At 36.6% G+C, this 10,807-nt stretch carries 17 protein-coding genes and 1 pseudogene; 3 read left to right on the top strand and 15 right to left on the bottom strand.

Features of this window, described 5'->3' with window-relative positions; all coding sequences use genetic code 11:
• A pseudogene (locus NE665_RS13175) lies at positions 1-329 on the bottom strand (hypothetical protein); the annotation flags it as partial.
• 478 nt (positions 330-807) lie between these two features.
• On the opposite strand from NE665_RS13175, the gene NE665_RS13170 reads away from it, so the two are divergent.
• Positions 808-1,572, top strand: a complete 765-nt coding sequence (locus tag NE665_RS13170) for a YwaF family protein (RefSeq protein ID WP_117445027.1) — start codon at positions 808-810, stop codon at positions 1,570-1,572.
• Here NE665_RS13170 and NE665_RS13165 read toward each other — a convergent pair.
• A complete protein-coding gene (locus NE665_RS13165) occupies positions 1,526-2,293 on the bottom strand; it encodes a nucleoside/nucleotide kinase family protein (protein WP_117445028.1) in 768 nt (255 codons plus the stop codon). The genes NE665_RS13170 and NE665_RS13165 overlap by 47 nt on opposite strands.
• Before the next feature lie 266 nt (positions 2,294-2,559).
• Between NE665_RS13165 and NE665_RS13160 the strand changes: the two genes are divergently transcribed.
• On the top strand, positions 2,560-2,955 hold the full coding sequence (locus NE665_RS13160) for a hypothetical protein (RefSeq protein ID WP_233104667.1): 396 nt from the start codon (positions 2,560-2,562) through the stop codon (positions 2,953-2,955).
• A 275-nt stretch (positions 2,956-3,230) separates the two neighbouring features.
• Here NE665_RS13160 and NE665_RS13155 read toward each other — a convergent pair whose 3' ends face one another.
• The 3 genes from NE665_RS13155 to NE665_RS13145 are packed head-to-tail and all read right to left on the bottom strand — an operon-like array spanning position 3,231 to position 3,833.
• Entirely contained in the window at positions 3,231-3,410 is a 180-nt protein-coding gene (locus tag NE665_RS13155; RefSeq protein ID WP_147324036.1) for an XRE family transcriptional regulator, read from the bottom strand.
• 16 nt (positions 3,411-3,426) lie between these two features.
• Positions 3,427-3,645 (bottom strand): DNA-binding protein, encoded by a 219-nt coding sequence (locus NE665_RS13150; protein ID WP_117445031.1) that lies wholly within the window; start codon positions 3,643-3,645, stop codon positions 3,427-3,429.
• Positions 3,642-3,833: a hypothetical protein gene (locus tag NE665_RS13145; RefSeq protein ID WP_117445032.1), complete on the bottom strand. Its 192-nt coding sequence runs from the start codon at positions 3,831-3,833 to the stop codon at positions 3,642-3,644. Before NE665_RS13145 ends, NE665_RS13150 begins: the two co-directional genes overlap by 4 nt.
• A 184-nt stretch (positions 3,834-4,017) precedes the next feature.
• Between NE665_RS13145 and NE665_RS13140 the strand changes: the two genes are divergently transcribed.
• Complete coding sequence (locus tag NE665_RS13140; protein WP_117445033.1) at positions 4,018-4,926, top strand: helix-turn-helix transcriptional regulator; 909 nt, start codon at positions 4,018-4,020, stop codon at positions 4,924-4,926.
• A gap of 503 nt (positions 4,927-5,429) precedes the next feature.
• On the opposite strand, the gene NE665_RS13135 is transcribed toward NE665_RS13140, so the two are convergent.
• From NE665_RS13135 to NE665_RS13090, 10 genes are all read right to left on the bottom strand, one after another.
• Positions 5,430-5,810 carry a hypothetical protein gene (locus NE665_RS13135; RefSeq protein WP_117443734.1) on the bottom strand — a complete coding sequence of 127 codons (381 nt, stop codon included), beginning with the start codon at positions 5,808-5,810 and terminating at the stop codon, positions 5,430-5,432.
• A 24-nt stretch (positions 5,811-5,834) separates the two neighbouring features.
• The gene (locus tag NE665_RS13130; RefSeq protein ID WP_117443735.1) at positions 5,835-6,077 is read right to left on the bottom strand and encodes a hypothetical protein; all 243 of its coding nucleotides are present in this window, start codon (positions 6,075-6,077) and stop codon (positions 5,835-5,837) included.
• Positions 6,078-6,384: 307 nt separating this feature from the next.
• Complete coding sequence (locus tag NE665_RS13125; RefSeq protein WP_178759841.1) at positions 6,385-7,554, bottom strand: DUF4157 domain-containing protein; 1,170 nt, start codon at positions 7,552-7,554, stop codon at positions 6,385-6,387.
• A gap of 132 nt (positions 7,555-7,686) precedes the next feature.
• A complete protein-coding gene (locus NE665_RS13120; protein WP_117443737.1) occupies positions 7,687-8,607 on the bottom strand; it encodes an N-acetylmuramoyl-L-alanine amidase in 921 nt (306 codons plus the stop codon).
• Positions 8,607-9,017, bottom strand: a complete 411-nt coding sequence (locus NE665_RS13115) for a hypothetical protein (protein WP_117443738.1) — start codon at positions 9,015-9,017, stop codon at positions 8,607-8,609. The genes NE665_RS13120 and NE665_RS13115 overlap by 1 nt, the downstream gene beginning before the upstream one ends.
• Before the next feature lie 3 nt (positions 9,018-9,020).
• Positions 9,021-9,230: a holin gene (locus NE665_RS13110; protein WP_117443739.1), complete on the bottom strand. Its 210-nt coding sequence runs from the start codon at positions 9,228-9,230 to the stop codon at positions 9,021-9,023.
• A gap of 81 nt (positions 9,231-9,311) precedes the next feature.
• On the bottom strand, positions 9,312-9,677 hold the full coding sequence (locus tag NE665_RS13105; RefSeq protein WP_147324019.1) for a hypothetical protein: 366 nt from the start codon (positions 9,675-9,677) through the stop codon (positions 9,312-9,314).
• Positions 9,659-9,940, bottom strand: a complete 282-nt coding sequence (locus NE665_RS13100; RefSeq protein WP_147324020.1) for a hypothetical protein — start codon at positions 9,938-9,940, stop codon at positions 9,659-9,661. The genes NE665_RS13105 and NE665_RS13100 overlap by 19 nt, the downstream gene beginning before the upstream one ends.
• 31 nt (positions 9,941-9,971) lie before the next feature.
• Positions 9,972-10,310 carry a hypothetical protein gene (locus NE665_RS13095; protein WP_117443742.1) on the bottom strand — a complete coding sequence of 113 codons (339 nt, stop codon included), beginning with the start codon at positions 10,308-10,310 and terminating at the stop codon, positions 9,972-9,974.
• Positions 10,311-10,480: 170 nt separating this feature from the next.
• A complete protein-coding gene (locus tag NE665_RS13090) occupies positions 10,481-10,807 on the bottom strand; it encodes a hypothetical protein (RefSeq protein WP_117443743.1) in 327 nt (108 codons plus the stop codon).

The following is a 10,807-nucleotide window of genomic DNA, read 5'->3' as shown; positions in this document are numbered from 1 at the left end:
TTCAGGACATTCAATAACGTAAGATTACTGACTATATTACCGACAGGAGTAAAGGGATTAGATTCAAAAAAAGTTTTACCGCAAACAGTACAGACATAGCGTCTTGCACGATAATGGATAATACAAGAGTTATGGTTAAGAGCAGAATGTTTAATAGACTTAATCTTATAATCTTTTACATGTGAAGTGCAACAAGAGCAAGCGGGACAGGGTAGCTGCTTGGGAACAAGGGTAACATTGATAACTAATGTGCCATCTTCATCACGATATGATGACGAGGATAAGATATCCTCTTGAGGAATGTTTAATAATTCTGATATAATATCCATAGTGGAAAACCACTCCTTTCGTTTGAATAATTGCCTGACAACAATATTTTACAACGAAAGGTTTTTTTATAGAAATGAACAAATTGAACAAAAAGAAACACCCCACAATAATTTAGAGGGAACCAATCAATAAACCCCACGATAATTTAAAGCACCCTTTCCTCCCCACGATAATTTAGATATCCGAAAGAAGCATCCCTTTTATTTGCTTCTTCGCTGACAGCTATAGCTGAATTGGTAAAGCTGCATTATGCTGTTCCTATTTGGGTTTGTCAATTCTATATGAACCCTGAAGAAACGCAGCTTATCAGGTGAAAACAGATAATTATCCCTGTATTGCAAGGGAAAATAAACAGGAAGGACTACATGCAAAAGTGGTATGAGAAGCCTCCGGTTTCAAGGCTGCTTACAATGAAAATCACTTTTTCTATTGCAGTTTCATACTGCCATGTCCATACTATAGGCAGGAGGTGATTACATGGAGGATTTTCTGCATGCGACGGCATGGACAATGACTGAGCCACAGCCCTATGGACTATTTCATATCGTTATATTGCTTGGTGGTATTCCTCTGTCTGTTATGCTGGCATGGAAGCTTAGAAAGGTGAATGAGCGCTGCTATCATCGTATACTGTTTGTAATAGCAGTGATTTTACTGCTATCTGAATTATATAAACAGCTGTTTCATTTTTATGTCATGGATAACAAAACCTACGACTGGTGGATCTTTCCTTTTCAGCTATGCAGTCTTCCCATGTATCTTTGCGCACTTCTTCCCATTATGAAAAAAAGCAGATGGCTGATTCCTCTGGAAACCTTCCTGATGGATTTCAATCTGCTTGGTGGACTGATGGCGCTGCTGGTACCGGATGGTCTCATGCATCCTTACATCACTTTGACTCTGCACGCCTTTATCTGGCACCTTCTTCTTCTCTTTGTTGGCTTTTTCATCGGTTTTTCAAGACACGGTGATACATCTTTTTCAGGCTATATAAAAACTCTTCCCATTTTATTTGTCTGCATAGGAATCGCCACACTGCTCAATGTTTTATTTCACTCCTATGGAGATATCAATATGTTCTATATCAGTCCTTATAAAATCACAACCCAGCCTGTATTCTCTCAGATTATGAAGCATACAGGCATATGGATCGGCAATATCATTTATATTACGGCAATGTGTATCGCTGCCTTTCTCATTCACAGAATGTTTGCCACGCTTCGTCAAAGCTGCGAGAAATAAGCTGATATCCTCCATCTGTACAAAGCTTCCACACCTCATCACTGCTCAAACCCTTCTGTAAGACACGCTGTACATTGCAGCGATCGCTTTTTTCATAAAAAACCTCTGCCTGCTCTTTGCTTAGACCACCGCGGCTTTTTCTGTCAATGAGTCTGTCGCGCAGCAGATTTTCCTCTGCCTGTATAAATACACAATAGTCACATAGTGTAGAAAGAGAGCGATAGGGTTCCTCATCCAACAGAAGATAATTTCCTTCCACAAGAAGGATACTGCCTGTAACGTGCAGCTTATGCTTTAGCGGCTCATGAAGATTACGATCATATACCGGCCACCAGGTATCGCTTCTTTTTGTTTCCTTTATCAACGCATACATTGCTTCTGCATCAAATGTTTCCGGAGCACCTTTTATTTCCTTTAGTTTTTTTCCATTAAGCAAATGAGAATCCAACCAGGCATTCGTATAATGAAATCCATCCATACCGGCATACTGCATATCCTCACAGCCCAATTCTCTGGCAAACTGACAGAGTGCTATAGCAAGTGTGGATTTTCCTGTAGCAGGAGGAGCGGCCAAAAAGACAATGAGTCTTTTTCCTGATTCTTTTTGCAGCTGTATGATATGTTGAAGAAACGGCACAAATATTGTTTTGATATCCGCTTCCCTGTATTTTGCCTGTACTTCATATCCATTTACCTGGATTGCTAACGTTCGTATACCCATTGTATCACCCTTTTTTTCATTATAAGTGGTTTTTAGTTATTTTCAAAGTATATAATTTAGATTTTTTACATTCTGTTGCATAGCAGCTCTCATTTGATTTTAGCAGACAGACAAACAATCTTAATAATGCTTAAATCCAGTACAATCCCTACTGACAGTATGCTATGATGATTACTGTTAAAATGATTACTGATAAACACACGGCTGTATGCTACAGCTTTTCAGAAGCTGTAGATTGCAGTCCAGTACTCACAGAAAGGAAACTCATGAATATAGAGAAGAAATACCGTATTGTTAAAATCTCTTTCATCCTCGTATCCTGCTTATTATGTATTGTATCGTATGCCATAGGAACCTATATCAGTGAACGTAAGGAAGAACAGCGATTCGCAAAAAGCATCCGTGGAACCTATGTCAGTGCCGATAGCTTTACGAATATCAGTCTGGATGATGAGGAGCAGCTTTATTATTTGTCTGGTACTCGTGTCTCTCACGGTAAATATAAGAAGCTTAATGAACAGGTTTTTAAGCTGCTTTCCGGATCTTTGAAGGGCGCCTACATCGTTAAGGATTCCAATGGTGATATTATTTTTATCGAGCAGGATACGTATGCCGATCGGTTTAAAAAATACGATAATCAGATTACCATTGTATCGGAATGAGAATCTTAAACTGCATGTTTTCATGCGTATGTTTCCACAGGCCGCATTCAGGAAGGAATATATCCTTTTTTTTTGCTTTCCGCTATTTTCTATACATTGGGAATCAGTGGATATGAATTGTAAGCCGCTTCTAATTCGTGTATAATAATGCAACATAAGTTTTTTGATTAAATAAGGTTTTTCTTATATATTTGTTAGACTATTGTTAATCTGTAATTCTTATATGTATTTTTCGTTATTATATGCAATACAGATAAAAAGGCGGTTTCCCGCCTTTAAACCTTACTGAAATCAAGCCCTAAGATATTACAAATCCGTAAACATATAAATGCACTTGAATCATTAAAATGTTCTTCGCAATATAAATAATCTTCCTCAGTTAATTTAAGTATATCGGCCATGCAACACACTGATATGCCAATTCTTTCTCTTGCTTCTCTGACTACCAGCTCCATCTTTATATCCTCCATGCTATGCATCTACCTGAGCGAAAAGAGTTTTTATCTTTAAGCTGACATCCAGCCCCTTATAATCATTCTGGAAGCGTCTTATTTCTTCCCCTGAGAACATATAACATCTTCCAGTTGTGGCTTTGATAATACCTATTTCATATATTATAGGCACTATCTTACTTTGTGAATTAAACAATTTTGCATCATCGTCTTGGGTAAACGTTTTAAAATCACTCAAACTATTTCACCTCTTTTCTGCTTTGACACGTAGTCTATTACTTTAATAATTTTCTGCTTTTCTTCTACTGATAACTCCTTTCGCAATTTCCTTGAAAAATTACTGTCATGCATCCCCATGTAATCAGCTATTTCCCAAAGTTTTACACCAAGATTTGCTGCATGCTGCCTGACATCAATATTGTTCATCCTATAACCTCCTCTTGATTTTTCAAACATCAGTGTTATAATTAAGATAACAATAACATTTTGTGTTACCTTTTATGAATATGATATCACAAATTTTTGCTAAAAACGAAAATTTATCTCTAAGATAACAAAAGATAACATTTCATTAAATTGTTATCTACCAAATAACAAAGGAGAGATAATAATGCCAGTCAAAAAAAACTTCAATAAATTAGGCATAAATAAAATTCACTCTATAATGAGAGAACTACGAGAACGTACAGAATCGCCTAATAGGAAAGCTTTATCTCAGCGAGAACTTGCATCAGAAATTGGTGTAGCTCATTCTAGAATCAGCAAATTGGAAGCTGAAGAGGATGAAACAGAACCATCTCTTTCAGACTTATTAGCATATCGATCTTATTTTAATGTCTCGATTGATTACTTATTAGGCTTAGAATCTGAACCTTCAACAGATGTTGATTTAAAAGCCATATCAAACGAATATGGTATATCATCTAAATCAATGGAAAATATAAGGAGAATTATTGATAAGGATTGTTCACTTCGATGCTATAACGATGTTCTAGATGATTATACTTTAGCTATGCGTTATGTTGTTAACGCTTTTTTGGAAAGCATTTCACTAGAAGATTTTTTTATTGATTTTGTTGATTATTTGAACTTTTATGCAATGAGTGACGAAAGTGTTTATATTTGGTCTACTTATCAACAAGAAATTGAAAATTACAACGATATAACAATAAAAGATTTTTACACTGATTTTTTATCTGATGCTGATTGTGATAGTAGCAAAATGGTGCTGAATCCAGATATTTTTGATGATGTCCTCTTAAATAAGGTTAAAAATAGCATTAAAGATATAAAAAGAAATTCTGCATTATACAATGAGTTAAATTACTTAGAATGGGTGAGGATAAGCGGTAACATTGAAAAAATAAAAGAAGATATAAAATCTAATAGTAATTTATCAGAAAAAGATAAAGAGAATATGATAAATGCCCTTTTAAATGATTCCATACATAAAAATAGATTAAACAAGTTACAAAAAGAACTCGAGAGATATAAAAATATAAATAACGATAGACATTAAAAGCCATTTCTTGACAATATATGTGCTTTAATACTGTATTCTGATCAAAACTATTCGTTGCATAATTCATTTTCTTTTAACCTTAATTACATAATTTATTACTCCTATTAAGCTAGAAAAATAACGAACAACGCCAAGGCTGTTCGTTATTTTTCTTTTATAGAATTTCATATATCTCTCTCATATCCTTGCAATTCAATGTAACTGCGTATGAATTTCGTCCGTAGTTCCTTATGCTGATAGATAATGATTTTCTCATTCAACATGAATGACGAATGAGAAACACGCTGACAGTAAGGGACCTTAAGTCCCCAAGTTATAAAACGCCGTCCGAAATTCGGACAGCGTTTCAGAGCTATGTCTATTTCCTATCCACAGTTAAATAATTGCAATTACTCTCATACAGACTATTTTATATGCTCAAAAAACACCCTAAATTCTAAAAAATTCAGGGTGTATAAGTTTTTCAATCTTCTATAGTTCTCTAAATTCATTTTGATGCTTTATTCCTTTATCACCTTTTTAACACTTGATACAGTGCTTGCAGTATTCCTTTCAAAAAGTGTGCATCCCTTGCTTTTCATTTCAGATAGTAAATCTTTTATAGGGTATGATGTTTGTTCTATAAAAGGAGGTTTCCCTTGTCTCACTAATTCCAAAGTTTCCTCTATGGATAAATTAACATCCAACCCTAAGTATTGATATAGTTTGAATTTACTTATTATATAGAGATAGCATTCATTTGTTGGTTTGCTTTTTATCGCTTGTGCAAAATCTCCAAAATGGCCTGCTCTGATACAAATACGAACAGTCTGTGCATCTAAACCCAATAATTCTCCAGCCGCCTCAACAGATAAAATACATGGGCTTGTTTTCTTTGACATATTATCTCCTTTTTTCAATAGATACTATTTATATCTATCTCTATCAATTCCAAATCTTTTACAGAATATATCTGTAGGAACTATCAATTTATTAATAGTTGGCACTCGCTTAGGGTCTATCAATAAATTTCCATCATCGTCTATTTCATTTAATAAATAATGTATAATTTTATATGCTTGATCTTTTTTACAAATATCACCTAATACATACATAATACCTTTATAATCTAGAAACGGATATTCTAAAGGACTTCTCTTTTCTTGCATACTCATTACCTCCAATATAAGGATATCATATAATTTTTTTTAATTTAAAGAAGTATATTAAATAATGGTAATAAATTATACATTATCTCATAAAACGAGGTCTTTAAGCATAAAAATCATCAAATACGGAATTTTATCGCTATAAAATGATAAAAGACCACCCGTAGGTGGTCAATACCGCAATTTAGATACTGCCTAGGTATCATCCTTAGTGTGTGGTGCGGTATAACGATATTATAGTATAATTAACGTTTTTTCGTAATCATTTATACATAGTATGAGAATACATATGATTTTATAGAAGTAATTACAACTGCTTTTTAACGACTGTTATATCTGAAATAGCTGAATTTAATCTATCCAACATTTGTGCGCCTACCCCATAACATCCTTGCTCCGCTCCACTTTTGAATATTATACCATCAGGATACGACGCCTCACCACCTTGATTTATGGTTGCAAAATCTATAAAAACATTTCCAAAATCTTTTAATGCCTTAGAAAGAGTAAAGGTAACTACATGTGTTGATGTAACATGATTCTCAGCTCTAGGATCTTTAAACCATATAGCATTTCTTACATCTTTATGACGTATCAATTTGCCACTTTGTGTTATTTGCTCTGCTTCTTCTTCACATACTTCACGAATAAAAACCGTACTACTTGCACCTAATAATTCAGTTGGTAATGCACTAAAAATCGGATTTGTTCTATCGGGGTCCATAAGTATAAGAACATAGTCACCAAAATCATCATCACTCATATAAGCTGCTGACCTTATTCGCTGTGTTAAATAAGATTTCAATACAGCTAACCTAGTATTTGGATCATTATGTTTCATTAAAGTTATGAATGCCTGACTACTTGCGTCTTCTTTCATAAAATAAACAAGGCGTTCTATGCTTATATCATCAGTAAGAACATTGACACATTTTCCCAAATCTTCATTAGACGCAGATTCTGCTATATTATTAGCATATTGATTGATACGTTTCCGTAACATGGTTACACGGTTTTCAGCCTTAGCAATACTGAGTTGTTTTATAAATTTGAAATGGGTTCTATTATATTTCATCCTGTACACAAAATCCGTTATCTCATAGCTTATCCTCTGTATGATTTTATTTGACTTATTCATATACTCGTTTTCTATTGAGATGTGGTCAGCCTTTTTTTCTAAAACAGAATCAGTATTGATTGGAAATCCCTTTAACTGCATCGTAGGTCTTACTATCCCCTGCCTTTGTTGCACAACATGTCCCAGTTCATGCCTTAAATGCTTTTCTTGCCCTGGCCCCAAATAAACATCATTTCCATATGCATACGCATGTGCATTTAATTCCTTTGGCTTACTGCTCGCATAATGTATATTTACATCCGCAAATGATATTCCTGATTCCTTTTCTATGGATGCTACTCTTGAATCAGGATGCGGTTCCTCTTTCTTTTGTACTACTTTTTTCTTATTTGCGAACATAAAATCACCTCATATTTAAACTAACATATTTTTCAGTATTTATCTGTTATCTGGGACAAACGGTAAAAAATAGGGATGAATAGCAAAAAACACCCTACATCTCAATTAAGAGAAGTAGGGTTATTTTATGTATTAGACTTCACGCAATGGACCGGCGTACAGCCAAATCTTACGGCCACCAATATTTGCCTGTACTGAATTTGTAGGTTTATCCACTGCAAGCACCTTGAATTTCTTGTCACATTTCCAGTAATCACCTACGCTGAAAACTTGTGACTTTGTTTTCTTACCGTTCTTATCACATTTGGTAAGTGGTCCCGCCTGAATGGAGTTACCGCCGTTCCCGGTCATCTCCTCGCACCAGATGCTGTCCATACTGTCTAAAACCTGGTCTACGCTATGCACTCCCGGAATTGTGAAGTATTCTCCTTTATGCAGAATCTGATCAGGCTGTGCCGGTTTCGCAGGCTTGGAAGGTTTCTTATGTTCTGTAGGTTTATTGCCAGGCTTCTGCTCTACGGTGTTTGCTTTCAGCTGGAAGCCTTCTGCAATGCCGTCTACAATGCCCTGTGCGACGGATTCTTTGTTTGCCTGGTATTCGGCCATGTCCGCCTTATTGTCGATGAAGCACGTCTCTAACAAGGCGGAGCTGATACCTAAACACTTGCATGTATAGATCACCAGCCAGTTTGTCACCTTAACACCGGAGCCGCCACGCTTCACGAAGTGCTTTCCCAGCTTGTTCATGATGGCCTGCTCTACATCGGTATACTGCTCACTGTCTGTTACAAAGATTTCTGTTCCGTGTCCAGATCCATTGAATGCGTTGAAATGCACTTCCAGCACATAATCGTACTTTCCAATTTTGAATGTACCGTTCTGCACATCGTAGAATGCGCTGCGGTTTTCATTGTACACATCCACTGTCGCATACTTTCTAAGCTTCGGTGCAATCAGATTGACTAACTCTCTGGTAAGGTTAGCTTCTTTATATCCGCAGCCGGAAGCTCCTGGATCGCCTGCGCCATGTCCTGCAATAAGTAAAATCTTCATTATTCTTCGTCCTCGCTTTCTATTTGATCAAAGACACCTTTTTCTAGGCATTTTTGATATGTTTTCTCTATATAGGCGTACTCAGTGTCGAGTACGCCGTTTTGTATACCGTGCTTTTTAATAAGCGCATGATATTTTGTATTGATTTCTACGATGTGATGAAATTCATCCTTTGTGTGTCTACGATGATTTCTGCATGAATTTGCAAAGTCCATGATTTCGTAACGGATGCGGTCAATTTCATTCTGATCGACTGTTCGGCTTAACTCACAAAGGCTCTTTCTCATATCTCCGTTGAGCTGCTGCCCTATCCATTTAAACAGCCATGTCCAGGGATTGACCTTTATTGGCGCTACCTGTATGACAACGGATCCGGCAAGCAACATGAGCAGTTTTGTCAAATCATCCATGCACTACTCCTGCGGCATATCCAATTCAGGTAAACCTGCTACAGAGGTGAGCATGGACAATAAACCAGCTAATACCGTCGCAGATGCAACATAAGACCAATCAACCTGCCCCATAGCTGCAGCTGCACCGATGCCGGCGATACCTGCCTGCGCCATAGTCTTTAATGCTCGCATTCCTGCAGCTCTCCACCATTTCTTCCAATCATATTTCATTGTGATTCTCCTTTCCGCCATCTTGGCATAATAAAAGGGCGTTTAACGCACGCCCATGCGAGATACTTGGATCACTTCCTTTTATCTAACAGGATAAGATACAGTCCCTATAACATTATCAGGCCTATCTATTGCAAATGCTCTAATACCTCCTGTAAGTTGTATTCTGCATCCATATGCAATTGGTTTGATATTGTTTGAAAAGAAACAAAAATATATCCCTGCACTTGGCCAATATCTTTGAGGTAAGGTAAACACCAGTGTGTCGCTACCTGGTGTTCCGCTAAACCCATAGCCTTCAAACACAATCGTGGCTATTCCGTTCTTTATCCTACCACGAAGTTTGATGCCATCTAAATTTTCCCATCCTGTATCGCTATAAATCGGTAACTTAATCATAAACAGCGGATGCTGTTCCTGCTGTGGTGTCAGATATACTCCTGCCAAATAATCCTAAATCCTAACCTCTGTGTAACGTTTGTTACAAAATATATTTTGCTTCCTCCCGTATAAGCATATAGATTATATAAAAAGCTTTCATTTCTTGATACTCCACTAAAATAAGAGATACCAATGTCTGATGCCAGTTTATCAATATCCATACCTATATCGGATGCTGTACCTATCACCGTAGCTTCTCCAGCTGTAAATTCAGTAGCAGATACAACATAAGACTTTGTAATTGTAGGCTTTAAAGTTTGTTTGAGCATAAATACGCTATCGATAGCGTGATGTATTATTTCAAAGTTCCTTCCCAGTCCACACCCCGTTATATTTTGCATAAAAGGCAAGCGAATTAGCACCCATAATTATAAATTCACCGTGTGATCCTTCTTGATACATGTGGCCGACAACTCTAGTTCTTGCATCAGCGTGCAAAATAATGTCGAACATGATTTCCGTTCCCTGAAAAGATTCAGCGAAATTCATTGCTTGTTGTCTGTCGTTTAATCCTGTCTGGGCACTTCCTTGGACACGGTAATACCCTGTTACAACTTTAATAGGATATGGGAATATCATAGAATCACTCTTTGCTTTTTCCGCCGGCTGTATGGTCAAATTTATTGGCATCTTTACCATAATACATCACCTGTCATGCTATCTAAATAGCTGACACCACCCTTCTGTGGGCACAGGAAACTACATCCTGCACCCCCTTTCGGGTTTGTAAAGAGACGGTAAAATCCGCCCCCCCCCCCCAGCTAAATATAGTTAATTCTTTCATTTCTTTTTTCGCTGTCTGCGAAAGGTTATATTGATAGTAAAAGTTTGTATCCGATAGTACCATCGGCCACGGAAGCGTAATAGCAATCACTATTATAATATGTATAAATAATAGCACCTAAATACCCTTTCCCTGCGTGTAAATAAATCATATTAAATCCGTAAACCATCGAATCTTGGAAAGAACCACTAAATGATTTACCTGATATGGCCATCTTTTCTTCAAACGGCAGAGTAAGGATTTTATTACAAAATTTTTCCGCTATATTGCTTCCTGCCACATCCTTGATTGAGCCTAAGTCTAAGTATCGCATATTACTATCTACATATTGCTTGGTTGGCATCGTTACCAT

Source organism: Clostridium sp. DFI.1.208, assembly GCF_024463855.1.
Lineage (GTDB): Bacteria > Bacillota_I > Bacilli_A > Erysipelotrichales > Erysipelotrichaceae > Clostridium_AQ.
The sequence above is the reverse complement of the archived record's forward strand: the minus strand, read 5'-3'. Positions and strand labels throughout refer to the sequence as shown.

Coding starts and splice junctions, on each gene's coding strand:
- NE665_RS13135 (WP_117443734.1), bottom strand. CDS start 5,810: ATGTCAAAGAAAACAAGCCCATGTATTTTATCTGTTGAGGCGGCTGGA.
- NE665_RS13155 (WP_147324036.1), bottom strand. CDS start 3,410: ATGGAGCTGGTAGTCAGAGAAGCAAGAGAAAGAATTGGCATATCAGTG.
- NE665_RS13160 (WP_233104667.1), top strand. CDS start 2,560: ATGAATATAGAGAAGAAATACCGTATTGTTAAAATCTCTTTCATCCTC.
- NE665_RS13095 (WP_117443742.1), bottom strand. CDS start 10,310: ATGGTAAAGATGCCAATAAATTTGACCATACAGCCGGCGGAAAAAGCA.
- NE665_RS13145 (WP_117445032.1), bottom strand. CDS start 3,833: ATGAACAATATTGATGTCAGGCAGCATGCAGCAAATCTTGGTGTAAAA.
- NE665_RS13120 (WP_117443737.1), bottom strand. CDS start 8,607: ATGAAGATTTTACTTATTGCAGGACATGGCGCAGGCGATCCAGGAGCT.
- NE665_RS13110 (WP_117443739.1), bottom strand. CDS start 9,230: ATGAAATATGATTGGAAGAAATGGTGGAGAGCTGCAGGAATGCGAGCA.
- NE665_RS13165 (WP_117445028.1), bottom strand. CDS start 2,293: ATGGGTATACGAACGTTAGCAATCCAGGTAAATGGATATGAAGTACAG.
- NE665_RS13115 (WP_117443738.1), bottom strand. CDS start 9,017: ATGGATGATTTGACAAAACTGCTCATGTTGCTTGCCGGATCCGTTGTC.
- NE665_RS13090 (WP_117443743.1), bottom strand. CDS start 10,807: ATGGTAACGATGCCAACCAAGCAATATGTAGATAGTAATATGCGATAC.
- NE665_RS13125 (WP_178759841.1), bottom strand. CDS start 7,554: ATGTTCGCAAATAAGAAAAAAGTAGTACAAAAGAAAGAGGAACCGCAT.
- NE665_RS13130 (WP_117443735.1), bottom strand. CDS start 6,077: ATGCAAGAAAAGAGAAGTCCTTTAGAATATCCGTTTCTAGATTATAAA.
- NE665_RS13170 (WP_117445027.1), top strand. CDS start 808: ATGGAGGATTTTCTGCATGCGACGGCATGGACAATGACTGAGCCACAG.
- NE665_RS13140 (WP_117445033.1), top strand. CDS start 4,018: ATGCCAGTCAAAAAAAACTTCAATAAATTAGGCATAAATAAAATTCAC.
- NE665_RS13100 (WP_147324020.1), bottom strand. CDS start 9,940: ATGCTCAAACAAACTTTAAAGCCTACAATTACAAAGTCTTATGTTGTA.